The organism is Paenibacillus sp. CFBP 13594, assembly GCF_014842675.1.
GTDB classification, from domain to species: Bacteria; Bacillota; Bacilli; order Paenibacillales; family Paenibacillaceae; genus Paenibacillus; species Paenibacillus amylolyticus_B.
Genome location: NZ_JACYVQ010000007.1, coordinates 205,516 through 228,673 on the forward strand (window position 1 = coordinate 205,516; position 23,158 = coordinate 228,673).

The window sequence follows — 23,158 nt, forward strand, 5'->3', positions numbered from 1 at the left end:
AAGACAAACCAGTCACACACCGGGAGGTCATAAGAGATGAAAGTATGGAAAAGCGTAGCAAGTGCGGTACTGGTCAGTGTTCTGCTCGCAGGTTGCGGTTCCAATGCAGGAACGGACAATGGGCAGGAAGAATCGGCATCAGGCAGCACGGTGTCCCTCAAAGTATTCGTTGCACAACCTCGGCTGAAAGAACACTACGATAAATATATAGAACAGTTCAAAGCCAAGGAAAAAGCAGAGAAAAACATTGAGGTGAACGTGCAACTGGAGATGCCGCCAGCAGACAATGCACCTCAGATTCTGAAGACACGTCTCGCCTCCAATGATGCACCGGATGTGTTCGCTCTGCATGCAGTTAATGAGATTCCACCATTCAGCAAAGCTGGTTATCTGGAAGACCTGTCGGGCCAACCTTTTGTCGATAAGCTGCTGGATTCGGTTAAACCTTCCATAACGGATGCGGAGGGCAAAATCGTAGCTGTTCCACTGGAAACAGTATCATGGGGCTATTTGTACAATAAAGATATTTTCAAAGAGCAAGGGCTGGAAGTGCCAACGACGTTAACGGAAATGAAAGCGGTCGTGGAGAAACTCAAGGCAGCCAACATTACACCGTTTGAACTGTCCTACAAAGAAGCTTGGATTCCGCAATTATTCCTGCCACTTACCGTGGGTGCATTAACTCAGTCTGAGCACAAAGACTTCGTGGAGAAGATGAATCAGGATCAGGGTTCCTTCTCCGATATGAAAGCATTGTTTGATATCTTCGATCTGGTCAATGCGAATGGTACAGATAAAGCGCTGGAAGTGGGCGGAGATGATGGTTCAGCAGCCTTCGCTTCAGGAAGCGCCGCGATGTGGATTCAGGGACCATGGTTTGCCGAAACCATTCTGAAGTCCAACCCGGACTTGAACTTTGGTGTAGCACCAATGCCGATCAATGACAATCCGGATGATACCAAAATCAATCTGAGCACCTCCACTTCGCTGGCAGTATCGTCATCTAGCAAAAACAAAGAAGTGGCACTCGATTTCGTGAACTACATTCTCGATGACAAGGATTCAAGTGCATTCTTCGAAGCGCTCAAATTTAATCCGATTGCCAAGATCCATGACTTCAAGAGCTTCCCGTGGGTAGACGATGCCCAGAAATATGTGAGTGAAGGTAAAGCTTATGAGGACCCATCCCTCCCTCAAGCGGTGAAAGACGAGTCAGGCAAAGCGTTACAAGGCTACTACTCTGGGCAATTAAATCAACAGCAGGTTATCGATGCGCTCGACAAGGCGTGGAAATCCTACAACAAAGTCAACAAGTAAGGAGTTGCGAGGAATGGAGTATCCGCTTGCTTTTGTTGGCAAATCTCTACGGTTTGAGAGCTTGTCAACAAATTAGCGGTACTTTGTTTCGTCGCAGTCTCCAAGCAGATGATACGGCAGGCAGAACGTTCTTCGTTCCCTCCTTTGCAATCATCCGCTTCGAGTGAAAAGGGGGAGAACCTATGGCTACGAATGTGTTCAAGAAGTATCTGTCACTGCTCGCGTTCACTGCGCCTGCCTTTGTCATCTATGCGATTTTCCTGCTGTATCCCACGTTTAGTGGCCTGTTCTATAGTCTGACGGATTGGAACGGACTCAATCGGGATTACAGCTTTATCGGTCTGGGCAACTTTGTGGAATTGTTCAAAGAAGATCCCGACTTTCTGAACTCCCTGTGGTTCACGATGAAATATGTAATATTTATGTTGATTCTGCAAAATGGAATTGCCTTGCTGCTCGCCGTGTTCATTGAGTCACGGACGCGCAGCAAAGGGCTTTTCCGGACGCTGTTCTTCATGCCTAACATGATCAGTACAATCATAAGTGCTTTCATGTGGACCTTCATCTTCTCTCAGGTGCTGCCACAGCTCGCAGAGAAACTGGCTTTTTCGTTCCTCGACCAGCAATGGTTGGGTGATCCGAAGTTTTCATTTTACTCCATTCTGATGGTATCGCTCTGGAATGGTGTAGGGTATATGATGATCATCTATCTGGCTGCTCTCCAGGGTGTGCCGAAAAGCCTCAAGGAAGCGGCTGTTATTGATGGGGCCAATGCATTCCAGGTACTTCGCAATGTGGTGTTGCCGATGATTACTCATGCCGTGACCATCTGTTTCTTCCTGACGCTGAACGGAGCCTTCAAGGTGTTCGAAGTGGTCTATGGACTGACGGGTGGTGGACCGGGCCGGGCCACACAGGTTATCACAATGAACATCTATGAAGAAGCGTTCTCCAACAACTTCAGGTACGGCTATGCGAGTGCCAAATCGGTTGTGCTGTTCATCATCGTACTCATCTTTACACTCATCCAGATCACCGTCATGAAGAAGAAAGAGGTGGAAGCATGAGGATGCAACGACTGAACAGTTATCTGATTCGCCTGCTGCTGATCTTGGGATCTCTCGTGGCCATGCTGCCGATCTACATGGCGGTGGTGAACTCTTTCAAAACACAAGGAGAGATGTTCCAGTCCTTTATTGCGCTGCCGACGACGCTGCACTGGGAGAACTATTCGGACGCATTTAACAAAATCAATCTGTTGGGCAGTTCGATGAACTCGGCGATTGTATCCTTTCTGGGGATTGGTGGTATCGTCTTCTGTGCCTCACTTGCGGGATACAAACTCTCACGTACCTCTGGCCGCTTGAGTAACCTGATCTTCTTCCTGTTTGTTGCATCCATGCTGGTGCCGTTCCACTCCATCATGATTCCGTTGACTCGGGTAGCCAAAGGCATGGGTGTACAGGGAAGCACGTACGGATTGGCCCTGATCTATATCGGGCTTGGTGTGAACATGGCGATCTTCCTCTATCACGGGTTTGTGAAGTCTATTCCGCGTGAATTGGAGGAATCGGCTCAGATTGACGGATGTAATGAGTTCCAGACTTTTTTCCAGATTATCTTTCCGCTCTTGCTTCCGATCACAGTCACCATCGCGATTCTGGACTTCCTGTGGATCTGGAATGACTTCTTGTTGCCACTGCTCATGTTGACTGATGTGAATCGTTATACGCTGATTCTGTCCACAAACATGTTGTTTGGTGAATATAACAAGGAATGGCCGTTGATTTTGTCCTCTCTGGTACTGACTGCGATTCCGGTTATTCTGATCTATGCTTTCTTCCAGAAGTTCATCATGGAGGGGATTGCGGAGGGTGCGGTCAAAGGGTAAGCGAATAGCAGAATGATACGATGGAATCCCGGAGCGCTACTGGTATCGACCCGCTTTTGGTATTCGATCAAACTTACAAAACTAACGCAAAAAGCCTTGATCTGAAGGACATTGTCCTTTTCGGTCAAGGCTTTTTTTGGTTGTGAAATCAGGAACCAGCATTTGAAATCATGAGCCAGAATCCATGAGCCTGTGTACAGCTTCTACGAGGCATTGTAGTCCACGCTCCATCTCATCAGGAGAAGCATAGGCGTAAGAGAGCCTGATATGACTCGCATCCAGCCGGTCATATAGGTAGCCCGGGTGGATAAGTACATTCTGTTCCAGACAGGTATGGAACAATTGGCGGATAGAGAGAGGGGATACAGTGAATTGCAGCCAGATATAAAAGCCGCCAGCAGGTATTTTCCACTTTGCTATGCCATGAAAGTGACGTTGCAACATATCCAGCATGAAGTCTCTGCGTCTGCGTAGCTCAGGGCGAAGGCACTCCATATGTTCTGCATGATGCCCTTCGGCGAACCACAGGGCAGCGGCTTCCTGCGCGAGTGAACTGGTACCGTAGTCGGTCTGCATCTTGATATCCGTGAGCCGGCGTATGACCGGCTCTGGCCCCACCAGCCATCCGAGGCGTAAGCCGGGACTGACTGCCTTCGACAAGGTGCCCATATGCAGCACCCGTCCTTCCTGGTCACGCGCCTTCAGCGATGACGGAGGAGGTGTATCCAGCCACAGATCACTGTAGGCGGCATCCTCGAGTATGGAGATGCCTAATGTTCGAGCGGTGGTCATGAGTTCTTCCCGGCGGTGATCACTCATCACAGAGCCCGTGGGATTGTGAAAGCTCGGTATCGTATAGAGAAGCGAGATATGGTCTTGATCTTTTACATGCTGCGAGGCATTCTCCAGGCGTGCAATGTGCAGTCCTTCATCGTCCATCGGGATTCCGCTCATTTTCAACCCTGCCGATTGAAAGGCGTGAATGGAATACAGGTACGATGGTTTTTCCAGCAGAACTGCTGATCCGCGAGGGAGCAGTCCGACCGATATCAAGTGCAGTGCCTGAAGAGAGCCGGAAACAATCAGTATGGAATCTGGAGAGGCCTGAATGCCAGTCGTCTGCAAATGGGCGGATAAAGCCTCACGAAGCTCCAGGCTTCCTTGAGATTCCAGGTAGTTGAGGGTACGAGAACGCTGGGACAGGGAGTACAGAATGTCGTTAAAAGCATCCTGAGGCATCAGTTCCGGGGCAAGCTCCCCTGTACCAAGACGTATGATGCCAGGCCGGAATTCAGCCTGGTTAATCTGCTGGATCTCGGGCATGTTGGGATAATACCAACCCTCCTCGATGGCTTCGTTCCAGTTGGGCATCGCTCCGTGAGCCATACCATGCCAACCGGAGCCGGTAATAAAAGTTCCTCCGCCATGTCTGCCTTTAATCAGACCAGCGGCGGTCAGGTTATCCAGGGCAGTGACCAATGTACTGCGGTTCACCCCCATGGACTCAGCCCATATTCGCTGTGAGGGGAGACGATATCCTGCTGACCATTCGCCCGTTGTGATCTTCTTGCGGATATAGGCTTCAATCTGGCGATATAAGGGCAAGTCGAGAGAAGGATTCGGCTTCCAACCCATGTTTAGTCGAGAATCAGAACGTTCCATGACAGGCAGGATCACCTCTGTTTGTCTTTTTAACCAACACTATAACATTTGGTTGGGTCTGATGCCATCCAAGTGGTTGGTTACGTCAGCCATTATCTGCCCTACGATGGAATACAGAGATAAGGGGGAAGAACGATGGAGGTTGTTATTCATGCAGTCATTCTGGCGTTTGGTTTGATCTTGCCACTGGGTGTGCAGAATGTGTTTATTTTTAATCAGGGCATGAGCCAGAGACGTTATATACATGCTATGCCTGCTGTAATAACGGCAGGTGTCAGTGATACGTTGTTGATCGGGGCAGCTGTTGGAGGGGTGTCGCTTATTTTGCTGCAATGGCCAGTGCTGGCGAATGTGTTGTATGCAGCAGGAAGTTTGTTTTTGCTGTATATGGCATGGAGTATCTGGAGGTCATCCGAATTAGTCGAAGGTTCACAGGCGGTAATGTCCGCGGGGCGTCAGATTGCGTTTGCCGCATCAGTATCTCTACTCAATCCCCATGCTCTGCTGGATACGGTTGCCGTGATTGGCACCAGTTCACTTCAGTATGAAGGCGTAGAGCGCATGTATTTTGCCCTGACAGCCGCGGTTGTATCTTGGATATGGTTCTTGGGACTTGCAGGCGCGGGCAGGGTGATTAGGAGAACGGATCGAACTGGACGCATCAGTCTGGTGTTTAATCGGTTGTCCGCTGTAGTCATGGTTGGGCTGGCGGTTATGATGCTGTGGAAGCTCATCTATTCATAGATGACCGTGATGTAGCGGGCCCATCTTGTTAAAATAAAAAAAACTCCCCGTGACGTTAATCGCACGGGGAGTTCAATGTAGATGCTGAATTTGGTGATCAGCATAGCCTGGTGATCTGGTTATTGAGATGAAACATGTAGAGCTCGATACCGCTTCGGTGTAGCGTCTTTTATATATGGTTAATCATTGGAGTGAAGGTCATCGTATCGAATTTATTCTGCCTTCAACAGCATGGATTCAATAAACACTTTCAAATCACGGCTTACAGTGTTCAACTGATCAATGACCTCGCTGAACTCGGTTACCATCACAGCCTGTTGGTTGCTAGACTGTGAGATCGATGTGATCTCCTGCTCCATCTGCTGAATGGAATGCTGAACATCTTTCAAGGAACGTTCGATATTCACCGTTGCTTCTTTGGTACCCGTAGAAAGTTTGCGCACTTCAGATGCAACGACGCTGAATCCGGCGCCTGCTTCGCCTGCTCGGGCTGCTTCGATAGCCGCGTTCAAGCCGAGTAGATTGGTCTGTTCTGAGATTTCACGGATGAATGCGGCGACTTTGTTAACCTCGCCTGAGTTCTGCACAGCCATGCGAGTATTATCCAAAATCTGTGTAGATGAGGCTGTCAATTGTTCGGATTGAGCGGCTACCGTCTGTACCATATCCGTCAATCTGCCGCTGATCCCGCCGATCAGTTCAGTGAAGTACTCCAGTTTCTCCTCATTCTGAAGAGAGAAACCAATAGCAAGTGTGCCTACGATATTTCCTTGCTCATCCCGAAGAGGGGTGGCCGCCGAGTTGATGGATGTGCCATAGAATTTTGCATCAATTCGGTTCGCTGAAGTCTCCCCATGTATAAGTGCACGGCGGAGTGTAGGGTCATCGAGGGAAACGGGGTCTCCAGCCTTGATGCCCAGATCGAGCTCGTTGCTGGGAACATAATACCAGAACTTCTCGGTATCCGTTACTGCAATCATGATATCGTGTTCCTTGAGCATAATTTTAAAATACGGACTCGCTGCAACGAGTGCTTCAACAATGTTCAATAAGGTTCAGCTCCTATAGTGTATGTGTGCATATCATCTAGATGTATTGTATATACATCGTCAGAATTATGGGAATCTTGAAGACCCAACAAGGGCAATAAGATATATTAATTAAATTTTTAACAAATGAAACAGGAGAATTGATTATTTTCAGAAATTTATGAAAACATGACAAAAAAGCAGGCGAGAACAATCAAGTTCTCGTCTGCTTTGTTATCCGCCAATCTGGGACATGCGGCGTACCGTCGGTGTATGAGATTGCATTTTTTGTTCCAAAGCCAGAGCCATCTCATGATTCTTCGGTTTCGTACCCAGCGCTTTGAGGAAGAGTGCCGCCATGGCATCCGGATCATCCACGAAGCGGCGAACATTATACTCATCCGACCAGTACAGGCAGGCTTTGATATGTCCGTCAGCGGTCAGCCGAAGTCGGTTGCAATTGTCACAGAAATGATCGCTCACGGGATGAATCAATCCGAATGTGCCTTCGGAGCCCACAATTTTCATATTGCGTGATGGGCCATTGCCCGCAGGGCCTGTTGTATTTTCTACCGTCCAGCCTGCTTCAGCACATACATCTGTCACAGCTTCCAGCGGCAAATAAGATTTGCGCCATGAATCCGAAGCATGTCCAATCGGCATATATTCAATAAAACGCACATGAAGAGGTTGATCCATCGTCATTGCAATAAAATCCTTGATCTCATCATCGTTGATACCCTTCATCAGCACAACATTTAGCTTGATCGGAGCAAGGCCAGCGGCTGTTGCAGCTTCAATGCCTTTCAGCACCTTGTTCACATCTCCGCCGCGGGTAATCATGGAGAAGCGATCGGCGCGCAGGGAATCCAGACTGATGTTAATCCGGTTCAATCCAGCGTCTTTCAATGCCTGAGCTTGCTTATCCAGTAGAAGAGCGTTGGTCGTCAGTGCAATATCGTCAATACCGTCAATCGCCGAGATCATGCCGACGAGCTTATGCAGATCCTTACGCACCAGCGGTTCGCCCCCGGTGAGCCGAACTTTACGCATGCCCATCGGAGCAAGCACCTTCAGCACCTGTGCGATCTCTTCGTAGCTCATAATCTCATCATGTGGAGCAAACTCCATGCCCTCTGCAGGCATGCAATACACACAGCGTAAATTACAGCGGTCCGTAACAGAAATACGGATGTAGTCATGTATCCGGCCAAATGAATCCTGAAGCAATTCCATGCAGACCACCCTTTCATCGGTTCAGATTGGAAATCTTCTATTATAAATGATACGACAATTTCAAAAGGAACAGTTGCATCAAATTTTAGCTATTTCTCCAATCCGCGTCAACGATGACGTCAGATGACAGCATTTTTGGCGGGGTGGTTCAGGTGGAATTGTCCCACGACTTGTTGCAGAAAGACCGTAATGGCTTCCACATTATGCGAAGAATGCTGAACCTGTAACATATCACGGATTAGCTCCATCATCTCGGCCTCCACTTCAGCGGAAGTAGCCCGATTCTGATGGCTGATTGCAGCGATATTTTCCATCAGCATGACCACTTGATCCACGACTTGTGTGCGCTCAGGTTCTTCAGCGGTAGCATTTTGCAGAAGTTGCGAAGCGGCCTGAACCAGTGTCGTTCCTTCAGCAAGTACCTGATCACCCTCTGTGATTAATTGGGATGCAGCTCCTGCTGCAGTTGAGATTCGGTCCAGAATCTGATGAATATTTTCAGTAGAAGAACGGGATAAATCAGCCAGCTTACGAATTTCCCCTGCCACAACCGAGAAGCCTTGACCATGTTCACCCACGCGTGCAGCTTCAATGGTAGCATTCAGAGCCAGCAGATTGGTCTGAACTGAAATTTCATCAATGACAGCCAGTGCGTGGTAAATCTCTTTCATCGTATCTATGAAGGACAGGATGGTACGATTAGTATCGGATACCGCTCCTGAGATTTGGGTCATTTTATCGCCGATTCGTTCCACTTCCTGCTGGGCCACGCCGATCTGTTCGGTTGCAGAGGTCTCCAGTTGTTGCAGCGTTATGCGCATGTGATCGGCAGCAATTCTGGCCTGGTCGAGATCTTCCAGTTGGGTGCGGATGGCCTGGATCATTGAACCAAGCTTTTGGTTCACTCGTTCAGTCGTGCCCTGGGTTGTCTCTGTTGAAGTTCGCATCTGATACTGGTTGTCCATAACGTCTACCGTGGCAAGTTGTACCTTCAGCATAATGCCTTCCAGAGAATCAATCATGTTGTTGATCCACTTCGCCAGTTCGCCTGATTCATCTTGGGCAAAAGCAGACGTGTCCAGGCGTTGGGTCAGATCACCTCTGCCTTCGGCGTTAATTCGAATAAATCGGCTGATGCGACGCAAGTCTTCATGAACTCGTCCATATTGGCTACGATGCAGCTGTAATGCAGTGAAGAATCCAAATAACACATTAAAAGCGGCCATTGCTGCCGTGCTCCAACCACTACCAGTGAAGGCATAGACAAGAGCTGCTCCTGCAATGCCTGACAAAAGCGTGAAGAGACTGTGCTGCTTGAACTGGCGCCAGCCGATGCTTCGTATCCGATACACTTCCTCCAGATCCCCTTCACACATCATGCCCCAGCGATCAGGACAGTGTGGCAGCTGGAAGGTGATGCCTTTGCCGATTACAGAAATATGGCGATAATCCGAGTAGCCGGGAAAAGCTACGAACAGATTGGAACCATTCTGAATGGTGTTTGCTACTCCGGGGTGTAGTTCTCCGGTCGACGGATCAGTGAACATGAGTTCCAGTTCGGTATGCTCCTTAACGGAAACGATACCCCATTCGGTGGTGACACCATCTTTGAGATTTTCCCCATGTGTAAAAGTACGATCCTCGAAGCGGCTTCTGGACAAGGCGGTGCCGGGTTGCAGATGTGGCCTTAATATCGACTCAGCCATAAAGAGGTAATTGTCACCGGAATCGGGATAGATATGACCTGATTCTCGTTGGATCAGGTCACCCAGTACATCCCCGGGTACACGGCTACATAATGAACCGACATAGCGACCTTCCTGCAGAATTGGTGAGATAAACAGCAAGGTGACATCATCGTGAAAAGCGGACGAGCGTGGACCAATATCCAGCGTCAGTGGATCAGAGTAAGGACCATACAAGCATTTTTTTTCATGTCGATCTGCTCTGGAGTACTTCAATCCTGGTCCTATCAAAGCTTCGTGATCCTCATAGATCTGTCCAATATGTTTCTTATATGTAGAGAATACCACCTGATTCTGTTCGTTCATCATGAATAGCTCCGTACTATCAACGGCTCGAATATAACTGGCTTGAAACCATGCATCTAGTTTGCTTCGTTGCTGTGAACCTTGTAATACATCCTGTAATTGGACCGACTGTATCTGTTGAAGCAAACGGTCCAGGTGATTCCACTGTTCATCTGCCCAGTCCATCATAATCTGCCGTCTCGTTTCGGCAATTCCCTCAAAAATCTGTTCCACATCTTCCTTCATATGTGCGTTCAACCGATACGATTGCCACAGCGGCAATCCTTTTCTCCATCCCAGCCAATCAAACATCATGACCACCCCGATTTCTGGATTTGAAAGCTTCGTTCTATTGATCTTTGGATAGACCTATATATGTGGTTTTCAAAGTGATATGTGACAAAGGAAGCCAGCCTGCGTGGTGATTGATCCGGAATAGTGATACCGCCTTCATCATTCAGGAGCCTTGACTCACGTGGAGGTGGGAGCCCTTGTACGTCTATTCAATCTTTATACAAGAAAATGGACAAGAATACGAGGGCATATGTCATATTTTCCGAATATTTATTCAATAAATACAAATGATCGTGCGTTTGTTGTTAAGTGAAATGTATGTTAGCTAAATACGAGGAAAACTCACATGGATATATCTGAGAATACATCTCATTTTACATTGTGTAACATGAACAGGCCCATACTCAAAACACACTGTATAATGTAATCCCCGCCCAAAGCGATATAGTATTATCTAACAAGCAAAACCTGTTACGTTCGTGTATATAAACCTCCCATTCAGCCTTGGTGTGCAATGAAAATAACTTCCACAAAGGAGAATGCCCATGTCCTCCGCACCCTCAGCTACAGTCCCCGAAGCCTTCCATATTGATGTAGATCATGTGTCCGTTGTCTTTGGCACAGGTACACAACAAGTCACTGCTTTGTCGGATGTTACATTCCAGATCCAGTCCAATGAGTTTGTCTCTCTGCTGGGCCCTTCGGGCTGTGGCAAGTCGACCTTGCTTCGGTTAGTGGGTGATCTGCTTCAGCCCACCTCAGGCACTGTTCGCATTGCAGGTCAGGAGCCTGAGCGGGCTCGACTACAGCGACAGTTCGGTATTGTCTTCCAGACACCTGCCTTGTTCGATTGGCGCACCATTCGTCACAATGTGGAATTGCCCTTGGAACTGCTGGGTACCCCACGGAAGGAGTGCCGCCGCATTAGCGGTGAACTGCTTGAAATGGTAGGACTAACCCGCTTCGCCGACCATTATCCATGGCAGCTCAGTGGAGGCATGCAGCAACGTGTGTCCATTGCCCGTGCCCTTGCGCTTGATCCGCCACTGCTGCTCATGGATGAACCCTTCTCGGCCCTGGACGAATTCACAAAAGAGAAACTTCAATTGGAGCTACTTGAGATCAAGCGCTCAACCGGCAAGACCTTCCTCTTTGTCACACACAGCATCCCCGAAGCCGTATTTCTGTCCGACCGGATTATCGTACTCTCGGCACATCCGGGGCAAGTACATTCCATTCATTCCGTCAATCTGCCTTCCGAACGTCATAGTGAACTGAGAGAAACGGAAGCTTTCTACCACATGATTACGACCATCCGCAACTGCTTCTACGAGGAGCGTGATGAATCTCATGTCTCTGCAGTTCTTTAGACCGGGATATCGATCCTGGGTCGTCATCTGGATTATGGCCATATTGGTGCTGTGGGAAGGAATCGCCTGGATACTCCAACTGTTCTTGTCACCCCAGCAGGCAGTGTCTCGCCTTCCATATCTGCACGATGTGCTTGCAGCGTTGTTTCGTTACTCGGGTACGCTCGCAGAGCAGGGGGCTGTCACGTTTGGCAATGCAGCCATTGGTTTTGCAGGGGGAACGTTGCTGGGTCTGGGTTTGGCGCTGCTCATGAGCGCGGCTGTCTGGCTGGAGCGCACGTTATCGCCATATGTAGTCTCCTCACAGATGGTTCCGGTTATTGGTCTCGCACCAATTGTGTACGGCATCATCCACAACGCGGAATGGGCGCGGATTGTTATGGCGGCGTACGTAACTTTCTTCCCGATCATCATCCATACGTTAAAAGGATTGAAAAGTGCAGCACCAGAGCACCTGGAACTGATGCGTTCCTGTGGAGCTTCACTAACTGCACGATATATCAAATGCCTGCTGCCCTCAGCACTGCCGGGACTATTTTCTGGTATGAAAATAGCTGCTCCGCTGGCGGTGACCTCCTCCATCGTTGTGGAATTGATGGGAGCTCCCGATGGACTCGGCGTCCTGATGGTCAGTTCGTTATATTACGGCCATGCCCAAGTTGGCATGTTCTGGGCCACCATCATGCTTAGCATTGGCATTGGCCTGATCTCGTATCTGGTCATTAGTTTGGCCGAACGTTGGCTGACCCCCTGGCAGCCTGAATTCAGGGCCAAAGGAGGCAATGCCACATGAGTGAAGGTAGAGTTATGCATCGGAAGCAGGACGAAGGTGTGGCAATTGCTGCGATCAATGGCGCGGCTGCACCACTCACTGGTTCACAGATGACATCTGCTCCCGGAACGGAAATTCATGCACATCCGGGACAAGCCGGAAAGGCCAGACTGTATACCAGCGTTCGTGGGCGCTCGATTGTACTGAACATGCTTCCTTGGGGTGCAGGGGTGATGTTTCTCGCTCTCTGGCAGCTCAGGATGTTTCATTGGATATTCTCGCTGGAAAGTTACCAACTGCCTGTTCCTTCCGCGATTGCGATATCCATTCAGGAAAATGCCAATATGCTCTTTCGTTACGCAATGTACAGCGGAACGGAAATGCTGGGGGGATTCCTGCTCGGTTCCCTGTTGGGCGCTCTGGCGGCAGCAGGTGCATCATTCTTTCCCACAAGTGGCAGGGCAGCGGTTACGGTTCTGTCGGCACTGAACGCTGTTCCGATCGTGGCTCTTGCCCCGATTATGAATAATTGGTTCGGTGACGGGATATGGTCCCGTATTGCTGTTGTCACGGTGATTACAATGGCCGCTATGGCCGTCAGTCTGTTCAAAGGGCTGACTTCCATTCAGCCGCAGTACAGTGATCTGCTGAGTGGCCTTGCCGCGAGCAGGATGCAGTTTTTTTGGAAACTGAGACTGCCTCATGCGCTGCCTTCCCTCTTCGCCGGTCTGAAGATCAACATGTCGACCAGTATTATCGGGGCCATTGTGGGTGAATTTTTCATCGCTTCCCAGGGGCTGGGGTACTTGCTCTCGGATCAGATTCGACTGGCAAACATGCCTTTGGCCTGGTCCTGCATTGTCATCGCCGCCGCGCTCGGCATTGTGTTGTATGAAGCGGTTGTCCTGGCAGAAAAGCGACTCATTCCGTGGAATCGTGCACGCACAGATCACTAACGTGCTACTCCATTTCTAGCTTCATTCCCTCTTCTTGGTACTGAAAACCAGACTTTTTGAACACGGACTGATGATTGAAAAATCGTATATAAACAGGGGGTTGTTCTGTACATGTACAAAACGTTGAAGCCGGGTTTGCTGGTATTGGTCCTGTTGGTTGTTACGATGCTGGGTGCATGTTCTACGAAGTCTGTGCCGGCGGCTGAGCCTGTTGCTGCGAGTTCAGGAGGGGCGGGAGAAGCAGATCAACCCTTAACCAAAGTGAAAATTCAACTGAAATGGGTGCCGCAGGCGCAGTTTGCCGGGATCTATGCAGCGAAGGAAAAAGGTTTTTTTGCAGATGAAGGCATTGATGCCGAGATTATTCCGGGTGGCCCGGATATCGTGATTGAGCAGCAGGTGGTCAATGGCGCGGCCGATGTGGGCATTACGGGTGTAGACAGTTTGCTGGTCAGTCGGGATAACGGTCTGCCGCTTGTCTCGCTTGCCCAGATCTCACAGAAGAGTAGTTATCGCTTGATCGCCAAGAAGTCGCTAGGTATTACCGATCCCGCTCAGATGAAAGGCAAGAAGGTTAGTACCTGGTTTGGCAGCCAGCAATTTCAGGTGCTCGCGTTCATGGAGAAGAACGGCCTGGATCCGAAGAAAGACATTGAACTGGTGAAGCAGGGGTTCACGATGGATCAGTTTTTCAATGACCAGGTAGATGTGGCGACAGCAACGATCTATAACGAGTACCACGTGGTGCTGGAAAGTGGAATGAAAGAATCGGATCTGGATGTGTTCAATATTGAAGATGCTGGTATTGGCATGCTGGAGGATACGCTGATTGCCAAGAAAGATTGGGTAGACAACAACCGTGAGCTTGCGGTCAAAGTGACCCGTGCCATTCTGAAAGGCTGGAATTACGCCATCGATAATCAGAATGAGACGGTGGATATCGTGATGAGTAATGTGACGGAGGGCAGCACCACTCGTGAACATCAGGTCACGATGCTTGAAGAGATTGCAAAGCTGATTCGGCCGGAAGGATTTACAGAGCAGCAAGTCGGCAGCTTTGTGGATGAGTCATTTACCCGAACTGCGGATATTGCACTGAATTATGGATTGATCAAAAAAGCCGCCAACCTGGATGAAGCGCTGGAGAAAAGCATCTATGAAGAAGCAGTGAAATAAGCGTGTGGAGGAGGATGACGAATGAGTTCTGTGGATCAGCAACCTCAGCCGCTTGGCGGTACGAAGGAAGAATGGCTGGAGAAGGATCGCAAATACGTATGGCATCACATCTCGCCTCATAACGATCATCCGATGATTGCGGTAAGTGGGGAGGGCAGTTGGATCACTGATCAGGATGGTACACGTTATCTGGATGCGATGTCTGGACTATGGTGTGTGAATGTGGGGCATGGCCGTGAGGAAATTGCAAGAAGTGCCTACGAACAGATGAAAGCACTCGCTTATGTACCGATGACGCAGAGTCACGAACCGGCGATTTTGCTGGCAGAGAAGCTGAATGACTGGTTGGAGGGGGAGTATCGAATCTTCTTCTCCAACTCGGGTTCAGATGCGAATGAGGTGGCTTTCAAAATAGCCCGTCAGTATCACCATCAGAATGGTGAGCCTACTCGGCACAAATTCATCTCCCGTCACCGTGCCTATCACGGTAACTCTATGGGGGCACTGGGCGCCACCGGGCAAGCCGCCCGCAAGATCAAATACGAGCCGCTCGGTGTAGGTTTCTCTCATGTTCCTCCACCCTATTGTTACCGCTGTCCGTTTGGACGAAACAAAGATGGATGTGGACTCGAATGTGCAACCATCTATGAAGAGGTGATTCGCTGGGAAGGTCCTGAGACGGTTGCCGCAGTGATTATGGAGCCGGTGATCACAGGGGGTGGCATGATTGTTCCTCCGCCGGATTATATGCGCACCGTGCAAGAGATCTGTCAGCGCTATGGCGTGCTGCTCATTGTCGATGAGGTCATCTGTGGTTTTGGCCGCTCGGGGCAGAAGTTTGGTCATCAGAACTATGGTGTACAGCCAGATATTGTGACGATGGCAAAAGGCATGACCAGTGCGTATTCACCGCTATCAGCAACGGCGGTGCGAGCCGATCTGTATGACACGTTCCGGGAACCCGGACCGGATGCGCATTTTCGTCATGTGAATACATTTGGTGGAAATCCGGTGTCCTGTCGGGTAGCGCTGGCGAATCTGGAAATCCTGGAACGAGAGAATCTGGTCAGCCGTGCGGAGGAACTGGGATACCTGCTTCGTGAGAAGCTTGAACCATTGCTGGAGTTGTCCGTGGTGGGGGACATCCGTTCATTCGGATTCGCCTGCGGGGTGGAGTTGATTGAAGCGGATGGTTCTCCTGCGGAAGCGGATAAAGTGATGAAGGTGCTCGCCAGTTGTAAGCGGGATGGTATTCTGATCGGCAAGAACGGAGATACCGTGCCAGGGTTTGCGAATATTTTGACGATCTCCCCGCCGTTTGTCACCACCGAGGAAGAACTGGACCTGATCGCAGGAAGTTTGCTCGCTGCGTTGCGAAGTCTGGATGCGAGTTAGTAACTGGATATGGATGAGAACGCACTGTACGACAAGTACGACAGAAGTGTTGGCAGCAAAATAAAGTGTTTCAACACATGACGTGATAACTATTCGCAAGGAGGTGAGGGACGATGCAGACCACAACAGGCAAAGTCATTAATCAGCTGCGGCTGAATGAGCGAATTGAGCAGTTGTCACGTATTGGCCGAATAGCGGACACGGGCGTCTGTCGACTTGCCCTGACCCCGGAAGATATGGACGGCATCATACAGGTTCGTCTGTGGATGGAAAAGGCCGGTCTGACGACGCGACTTGACCCCTTCGGCAATCTGATTGGTCGTCTGGAAGGTGCGGATCAGGCACTGCCGATTCTCATGATTGGTTCCCACATCGACTCTCAGCCGTATGGCGGTCGATATGATGGAGCGATTGGGGTGCTAGGCGCACTCGAAGCCGTGCAATGCCTGATCGAATATGGCATTCAGCCCCGCATGCCGATTGAGGTGATTGCCTTTTGCGATGAAGAGGGTTCCCGTTTTAACAAAGGCCTGTTCGGCTCACGTGGTATAACCGGTCGGTTGGAAGAAGGCGAACTGGAGCGGCAGGATAAAAACGGAGTGACCCGCCGGGAGGCGCTGGAAACCTTCGGCTGTTCTCCTTCGGATTTTGAAGAAGCGATCTATCCGCCAGGTTCCATAGGCAGTTATCTGGAGCTGCACATTGAGCAGGGACCGGTACTGGAAGCATTGAATGCTCCTGTGGGTCTGGTGACGGGCATCTCGGGCCCGCTGTGGCTTACGGTTACGATGAAAGGTATGGCGGGTCATGCCGGCTCCGTTCCAATGAGCATGCGACATGATGCTTTGGCAGGCAGCGCCAGAGTTATTTCCGCTTTTGACGATATGGTGAGAGAAGACCCGGAAGCTCCAACTGTAGGTACGGTAGGAAGTCTGAGGGTGTTTCCGGATTCGCGTAATATCATCCCGGAGGAAGTCAGCTTCACGGTGGATTTACGAGACATGGAGATGAAACGCAGGAACCGGCTGGAAGTCCGATTGATGAACATTTTGGATGACGTGAGTTCCCGATATGGTCTAACGTATTCGCTGACCGAGGATACGAACAGTGAGCCAAGGTATTGTGCAGAGTTAATCAAGTCAGTAATTCGTTCATCTGCGGAAGAGATCGGGATTACTTTACCAGAACTGATGAGTGGTCCGTTCCATGATGCGTTGGCCCTTTCGCGTGTGTGTGATTATGGCATGATTTTTGTCCGCAGCAAGGACGGCATCAGTCATCATCCCAGCGAATATTCCTCTCCGGAGGATATTGGACTTGGCACGGAAGTGCTGTATCGAACCATTCGAAGGATGTGCGGTGGAGTGAACCAACCAACCATTTTACCTGAGGAGGCGTTGTGACGATATGGGCAAAATCAGCATCGGATTAATCCAGGCTTCACATGAGATTGAAGGTTCGGCTCCCGTTGAGGTTCACAAAGAGGCTGCGGTTCATAAGCACATCACGCTGGTCCGTGAAGCTGCTGCAAGAGGGGCCAAGATCATCGGATTGCAGGAAGTATTTTATGGGCCGTACTTTTGTACAGAGCAAAATCCCAAATGGTATGCATCCGCTGAACCAGTGCCGGAAGGACCTACTACCAAGATTTTTCAGGAGCTGGCGAAGGAGCTTGCGGTGGTGATTATTTTGCCGGTGTACGAGGTGGAGGGCATTGCTTCGTATTACAATACGGCAGCCGTTATTGATGCAGATGGTACGTATCTGGGCAAATACCGCAAACATCATATCCCGCATGTGGAAGCAGGTGAGGGTACGAATGGGTTCTGGGAAAAGTATTATTTCAAACCAGGCAACCTCGGGTTTCCGGTATTTGATACGGCCTACGCCAGAGTGGGTGTGTACATTTGTTATGATCGTCATTTTCCGGAAGGGGCACGATTGCTCGGGCTGGCAGGGGCGGAGATTGTGTTCAATCCGTCCGCTACGGTTGCAGGTACATCGGAATATCTGTGGAAACTGGAACAACCCGCTCACGCAGTAGCTAACGGCTATTATGTGGCAGCCATCAACCGGGTCGGCGTGGAAGCGCCGTGGAACATGGGTGAATTTTATGGGCAGTCGTACTTGGTCGATCCACGAGGCAGAATGGTAGCGATCGGCAGTCGGGATCAGGATGAGGTCGTCATTGGCGAGATGGATACGGAGATGATTCGTGAGGTGCGTAATGTATGGCAGTTCTACCGCGATCGCAGGCCGGAAACGTACGAACATCTGGTTAGTCTGTAGGAAGCGGCAACACGTGATCGGTAAGTGATTCTGTCAGCGGGGTGGAACGTATAATGCACGCAAGTTTGTTCGAGTTTGAGATAGCGTAGATCATTCTCCAGGAGGTGCACGACATTGATGAACAGCTCAGGAACAACGTTATCCGATTATGGGTGGGAGAGTCGTTTTGCCGAGATGAAACCCGCCATGACAGGAAAAGAAGCGATGGAGGAATCGAACCGCTGTCTGTACTGTTACGATGCACCTTGTATCAAGGCCTGTCCAACCGACATTAATATCCCTTCTTTTATTAGCAAAATATCAACAGGGCACCTGAAAGGATCGGCCCGCACCATCATGGATGCGAATCCGGTGGGAGCCAGCTGCGCACGCGTGTGCCCCACAGAGGAACTGTGTGAAGGCGCGTGTGTGCTAAATGAATCGTCGAAGCCGATTCGCATTGGTGACTTGCAGCGTTACGCCACCGACTGGGCGCGGGCGAAGAATGAGCCGTTATTCCAGGCGGCACCTGCCAATGGGAGAACCGTCGCTGTTGTGGGAGCGGGGCCAGCGGGACTATCGGCGGCACGTGAACTGGGGCGCGCAGGGTGTGAGGTGACGATCTATGAAGCCAAACCCAAAGGCGGTGGGCTAAACACGTACGGCATCGTATCCTTCCGTCTGCCCGAATCGGTTGCGTTATGGGAAGTGGAGCAGGTGGAAGCGCTGGGTGTGCAGATCCGTTACGGGGTGCGCATTGGTGTAGATATTCCTGCTACGCAGTTGCTGGAGCAACATGAAGCGGTCATTCTGGCTTGCGGCATGGGATCGGTGCCCATGTTGGGCATTGAAGGAGAGACACTGGAAGGTGTCTATGATGCGATTGAACTGGTGGAGTCTACGAAGCAGGGTGTTCCGCCGGCACTGAATGGTCTGAAGGTCGCCGTGATTGGCGCGGGCAATACGGCGGTAGATGCAGCGACCTGTTCGGTGCGTCTGGGTGCCGAGCGGGTGCAGATGTTATATCGGCGCGGGGAAAGCCAGATGACGGCGTATGCGTTTGAATATACGTTTGCCAAGCAGGAGGGGGTGGAATTCCGCTGGTTTACGATGCCGCAGCGTATTATCGGAGACGAGAACGGTCGGGTTCAGGCTGTAGAATGTGTGAAAATGGAACTGATTACTCCGCCTGGAGGTGGGCGTGCATTGCCTGTGTCCGTGGAGGGATCGGAGTTCATGATTGAATGTGATACGGTCATTCGGGCGATTGGACAGCATCGTTTATTACCATTAATCGAAGCGTTTGGACTGCGTCACCACTGGGGCGTCGTCGAGATTGAGCCGCATACGTACCGTACCTCGCATCCTCAGATCTATGCGGCAGGAGATGTTATTTTTGGTCAGGGCCAGGGTGAGGCGATGGTTGTCTCGGCTGCACAGCAAGGTAAGTTGGCCGCCGCCGCAGTCATGAAGGCATTGCCCGGACAGGTGGAAGAGACGGCGTGAGTGGTGAGGAAGGAAAGGGAAGTAAAGAGCACGGAAAGTGTGCAATGAAAGGGTGCGAGGAAAGAGTACGGGTGGGAGGACGCCAGGGACGGCTAGAGAGATGAGGTGTAGATCTGAGCAAGAGGTCTGGTATGCATCGAACCCTCGCATCCTCGCATCCCTGACGCGCTAACGAACCCTGCACACCTTATAGTGGCAATTATGGAGGATTGAAAAATCTAACGAATCTCACACGTCTTATTTTGATAAAAAACCGTCGAAATAAAGCCGAAATAAGCTATTACAGCCCAATAAGCTTTCTACGATTCGTTAGATTTTGAAATTGCTGCATATGAGTCAAATAAGAGGTGTACGGTTCGTTAGATTACAGGTGCTATCCAGCAACACCGTTACTACGCAGAAGTCATGACTGCGACCAAATATCCAGTGCTAACGATATGAATTGAACTAAATTTTTACACGAAACGGAGAGGACAGCAGCAATCTGAAGAAGCGGAGTGTCCAGTGTAACTAATAAGTTCAAACAACACCAAGGAGGGATCGTTATGGCTGACTTATCCATTAATCTAGCAGGTATTCGATCACCCAATCCATTCTGGTTGGCTTCTGCACCACCGACCAATACGGGGTATCAGGTTCAGCGTGCGTTCGAAGCGGGCTGGGGCGGCGCGGTGTGGAAGACACTGGGTGAGCCGATTATCAATACATCCTCGCGTTTTGCGGCAGTTCATTTCGGTGGACAGCGGGTGGCGGGGTTTAACAATATTGAATTGATATCCGATCGTCCGCTGGAAGTGAATCTGAGGGAGATTGCCGAGACCAAGAAGCGCTTCCCGGATCGCGCGGTTGTCGCTTCACTGATGGTGGAACCTACGCGGGAGAAGTGGCATGAGATTGTGAAAAAGGTGGAAGCCGTCGGCGTCGACGGTCTGGAACTGAATTTTGGCTGCCCGCATGGCATGGCTGAACGTGGTATGGGAGCCGCCTCTGGTCAGCAACCTGACTTGGTCGAACTACAGACGATGTGGGTGAAGGAAGTGGCAACCACACCGGTGATTGTGAAGCTCACGCCGAATATCACGGATATTACGGCGACCGCCCGGGCAGCTGTACGAGGAGGCGCGGATGCGATCTCTCTGATCAATACCATTAACTCCCTGGCAGGTGTGGATCTGGATTCGTGGAATACCGTGCCGCATGTAGGGGGCAAAGGAGCACATGGCGGATACTGCGGCCCAGCGGTGAAGCCCATTGCACTGAACATGGTTGCCGAGTGCGCACGTAATCCGGAGGTGGGTGTGCCGATCTCGGGGATTGGTGGCATATCCGACTGGCGGGATACGGCAGAGTTTTTGCTCATGGGTGCTACAGGGGTCCAGGTATGTACCGCAGCGATGCATCATGGATTCCGCATTGTGGAGGACATGATTGATGGTTTGAACGATTATTTGGACGAAAAGGGTCTGAGCAGCGTAGCAGAACTGGTAGGTCAGACGGTTCCGCGTTACTCGGATTGGGGCAATCTCGATCTGAACTACAAAGTGGTCGCCCGCATCAATCGCGATATCTGCATCAATTGCAACAAATGCCATATTGCTTGTGAGGACACCTCGCATCAGTGTATTGATATGTTGACCGACCCGTCTGGCTCCTATCTGGAAGTGGTGGAAGAGGACTGTGTTGGCTGTAATCTGTGTTCGATCGTTTGCCCGGTGGATGGGGCGATTGAGATGGTGGAGCTTGTGCCTGAGCAGGAACCTGTAACCTGGAATGAACGTCAGTCTGCAATTGCCATGCTGCAATCGGTTAGAGATCAATCAACCAAGGAGGCGATATCATGAGTACCCGCAAATTGATTCGTAACGGTGTGTTGGTGACAGCGTCAGATACCTTTGAAGCAGATATTTTGATCGAAAAGGGTAAAATCACACAGATTGGCATCGGGCTTACCCCGGATGAACATATGGAAGTTGTGGACGCTTCAGGCTGTTATGTTATTCCTGGCGGTATCGACCCGCATACGCATCTGGATATGCCATTTGGTGGAACGGTAACGGCAGATGATTTTGCGACGGGAACAACAGCGGCAGCCTTTGGTGGTACAACAACGATCATTGATTTCTGCCTGACACAAAAAGGCCGTCCATTAATCGAATCCCTCCAGGAGTGGCATGCCAAAGCCGAGGGTAAAGCCGTCATCGACTATGGTTTCCATCTGATGATCGGGGAGATGAATGATCAGGTGTTGGAAGAGTTGCCGCAGATCATTGAAGAAGAGGGTGTGTCATCCTTTAAGGTGTTCATGGCGTATAAAAACCAGTTTCAGGCCGATGACGGGATTCTCTTCCAGACGTTGCAAAAGGCAAAAGAGTATGGCGCACTCGTCATGGTGCATGCCGAAAACGGAGATGTTATTGACCTGCTGGTTCGACAAGCGCTCGCCGAAGGGCGCACGGAGCCGATTCATCATGCGCTGACTCGTCCATCCATGCTGGAGGGAGAAGCGACAGGTCGGGCGGCACGGTTGGCTGCACTTGCGGATTCACAGTTGTATGTGGTGCATGTAACCTGTGCAGAAGCGGTGGAGCAGATTGCGCGCATGCGTGAAATGGGTTACCGAATCTGGGGGGAGACCTGTCCTCAGTATTTGACGTTGGATCAGTCGATCATGGATCAGCCGGACTTCGAGGGTGCAAAGTATGTCTGGTCCCCACCACTACGGGAAGCAGCGCATCAGGAAGTACTCTGGAACGCACTGAAAAGCGGTCAGTTGCAGACGATTGGCTCTGATCATTGCTCGTTTAATTTCAAAGGGCAGAAGGACCTGGGCAAGGATGATTTCAGCAAAATTCCGAACGGTGGGCCTGTCATCGAAGATCGCCTCAGTATTCTGTATTCGGAAGGTGTAGTGAAGGGGCGGATTACGCTCAATCAGTGGGTCGATCTATGTTCAACAAGAGCGAGCAAGTTGTTTGGATTATTTCCGCAGAAAGGGACTCTGGCTGTAGGGACAGATGCGGATATCGTTATTTTTGACCCCTCTGTAAACAGGGTGATCTCGGCAGATACGCATCATATGAATGTGGATTACAGTGCATTTGAAGGCATGCAGGTACAGGGTTGTCCGGTGACAGTGTTGTGCCGCGGGGAGTATGTCATTCGAGATCGGCAGTATGACGGAACAGCAGGGGCAGGACAATATGTGAAGCGCAACAAGTATGATTCAGGTGCACCCATACCGATGAAACAGCCTGTGACGGCAGTGAATGGAGGGAGAAGCTGATGTCGGATCATGATGTGTTTGAGGCCGAGAGGGTCGCCATAGAGCGAATGGTTGCACAGGGTTATCGGATCTATGCGGTACGGGAACATCTGGAGGGTGCTCACGTCATATGGGAGCACCCGGATCTTCCCGAAGAGAAACAAGAGCAATACGTGGGCACGGCGTCTGGACGGAAGTGGTTCAGTCACATCCTGATTCGCCAGCTTCAGGAGCAGCGGGGAGCTTAGACG

Annotated in this window: 19 protein-coding genes; 15 read left to right on the top strand and 4 right to left on the bottom strand. The window is 50.5% G+C overall.

Annotated elements, in window-relative coordinates:
- The first annotated feature begins 36 nt into the window (after positions 1-36).
- From IFU39_RS22485 to IFU39_RS22495, 3 genes are all read left to right on the top strand, one after another.
- Positions 37-1,317, top strand: a complete 1,281-nt coding sequence (locus IFU39_RS22485; RefSeq protein WP_105600177.1) for an ABC transporter substrate-binding protein — start codon at positions 37-39, stop codon at positions 1,315-1,317.
- 182 nt (positions 1,318-1,499) lie between these two features.
- Positions 1,500-2,384 (top strand): carbohydrate ABC transporter permease, encoded by an 885-nt coding sequence (locus IFU39_RS22490; RefSeq protein WP_091012865.1) that lies wholly within the window; start codon positions 1,500-1,502, stop codon positions 2,382-2,384.
- A complete protein-coding gene (locus IFU39_RS22495; RefSeq protein WP_062836914.1) occupies positions 2,381-3,208 on the top strand; it encodes a carbohydrate ABC transporter permease in 828 nt (275 codons plus the stop codon). Before IFU39_RS22490 ends, IFU39_RS22495 begins: the two co-directional genes overlap by 4 nt.
- Before the next feature lie 168 nt (positions 3,209-3,376).
- Here IFU39_RS22495 and IFU39_RS22500 read toward each other — a convergent pair whose 3' ends face one another.
- A complete protein-coding gene (locus IFU39_RS22500; RefSeq protein WP_192134934.1) occupies positions 3,377-4,870 on the bottom strand; it encodes an aminotransferase-like domain-containing protein in 1,494 nt (497 codons plus the stop codon).
- Between the two features lie 135 nt (positions 4,871-5,005).
- Here IFU39_RS22500 and IFU39_RS22505 point away from each other — a divergent pair, with 135 nt between their 5' ends.
- A complete protein-coding gene (locus tag IFU39_RS22505) occupies positions 5,006-5,614 on the top strand; it encodes a LysE/ArgO family amino acid transporter (protein WP_192134936.1) in 609 nt (202 codons plus the stop codon).
- Positions 5,615-5,826: 212 nt separating this feature from the next.
- Here the strand turns inward: IFU39_RS22505 and IFU39_RS33285 are convergent, their stop codons facing one another.
- The 3 genes from IFU39_RS33285 to IFU39_RS22520 form a co-directional block, all read right to left on the bottom strand.
- Positions 5,827-6,663, bottom strand: coding sequence for a methyl-accepting chemotaxis protein (locus IFU39_RS33285; protein ID WP_192134938.1), 837 nt, complete (start codon positions 6,661-6,663; stop codon positions 5,827-5,829).
- A gap of 213 nt (positions 6,664-6,876) precedes the next feature.
- A complete protein-coding gene (gene moaA / locus IFU39_RS22515; RefSeq protein WP_192134940.1) occupies positions 6,877-7,878 on the bottom strand; it encodes a GTP 3',8-cyclase MoaA in 1,002 nt (333 codons plus the stop codon).
- A gap of 119 nt (positions 7,879-7,997) precedes the next feature.
- Positions 7,998-10,220: a methyl-accepting chemotaxis protein gene (locus tag IFU39_RS22520; protein ID WP_192135128.1), complete on the bottom strand. Its 2,223-nt coding sequence runs from the start codon at positions 10,218-10,220 to the stop codon at positions 7,998-8,000.
- Between the two features lie 527 nt (positions 10,221-10,747).
- Between IFU39_RS22520 and IFU39_RS22525 the strand changes: the two genes are divergently transcribed.
- From IFU39_RS22525 to IFU39_RS22575, 11 genes are all read left to right on the top strand, one after another.
- The gene (locus IFU39_RS22525) at positions 10,748-11,572 is read left to right on the top strand and encodes an ABC transporter ATP-binding protein (protein ID WP_192134942.1); all 825 of its coding nucleotides are present in this window, start codon (positions 10,748-10,750) and stop codon (positions 11,570-11,572) included.
- Positions 11,553-12,365 (top strand): ABC transporter permease, encoded by an 813-nt coding sequence (locus tag IFU39_RS22530; RefSeq protein WP_192134944.1) that lies wholly within the window; start codon positions 11,553-11,555, stop codon positions 12,363-12,365. Before IFU39_RS22525 ends, IFU39_RS22530 begins: the two co-directional genes overlap by 20 nt.
- Positions 12,362-13,300, top strand: coding sequence for an ABC transporter permease (locus IFU39_RS22535; protein WP_244661076.1), 939 nt, complete (start codon positions 12,362-12,364; stop codon positions 13,298-13,300). Before IFU39_RS22530 ends, IFU39_RS22535 begins: the two co-directional genes overlap by 4 nt.
- Positions 13,301-13,411: 111 nt before the next feature.
- On the top strand, positions 13,412-14,476 hold the full coding sequence (locus tag IFU39_RS22540; RefSeq protein WP_192134946.1) for an ABC transporter substrate-binding protein: 1,065 nt from the start codon (positions 13,412-13,414) through the stop codon (positions 14,474-14,476).
- A gap of 21 nt (positions 14,477-14,497) precedes the next feature.
- Positions 14,498-15,871, top strand: coding sequence for an aspartate aminotransferase family protein (locus IFU39_RS22545; RefSeq protein ID WP_192134947.1), 1,374 nt, complete (start codon positions 14,498-14,500; stop codon positions 15,869-15,871).
- Positions 15,872-15,984: 113 nt separating this feature from the next.
- Positions 15,985-17,274: a M20 family metallo-hydrolase gene (locus IFU39_RS22550; protein ID WP_192134948.1), complete on the top strand. Its 1,290-nt coding sequence runs from the start codon at positions 15,985-15,987 to the stop codon at positions 17,272-17,274.
- 4 nt (positions 17,275-17,278) lie between these two features.
- Positions 17,279-18,160 carry a nitrilase-related carbon-nitrogen hydrolase gene (locus IFU39_RS22555; RefSeq protein ID WP_192134949.1) on the top strand — a complete coding sequence of 294 codons (882 nt, stop codon included), beginning with the start codon at positions 17,279-17,281 and terminating at the stop codon, positions 18,158-18,160.
- A gap of 117 nt (positions 18,161-18,277) precedes the next feature.
- Positions 18,278-19,645, top strand: coding sequence for an NAD(P)-dependent oxidoreductase (locus tag IFU39_RS22560; RefSeq protein WP_192135130.1), 1,368 nt, complete (start codon positions 18,278-18,280; stop codon positions 19,643-19,645).
- Positions 19,646-20,190: 545 nt separating this feature from the next.
- Positions 20,191-21,486 carry an NAD-dependent dihydropyrimidine dehydrogenase subunit PreA gene (preA, locus tag IFU39_RS22565; RefSeq protein ID WP_192134950.1) on the top strand — a complete coding sequence of 432 codons (1,296 nt, stop codon included), beginning with the start codon at positions 20,191-20,193 and terminating at the stop codon, positions 21,484-21,486.
- On the top strand, positions 21,483-22,928 hold the full coding sequence (gene hydA, locus IFU39_RS22570; RefSeq protein ID WP_192134951.1) for a dihydropyrimidinase: 1,446 nt from the start codon (positions 21,483-21,485) through the stop codon (positions 22,926-22,928). Before preA ends, hydA begins: the two co-directional genes overlap by 4 nt.
- Positions 22,928-23,155 carry a hypothetical protein gene (locus tag IFU39_RS22575; protein WP_192134952.1) on the top strand — a complete coding sequence of 76 codons (228 nt, stop codon included), beginning with the start codon at positions 22,928-22,930 and terminating at the stop codon, positions 23,153-23,155. Before hydA ends, IFU39_RS22575 begins: the two co-directional genes overlap by 1 nt.
- Positions 23,156-23,158: the final 3 nt, after the last annotated feature.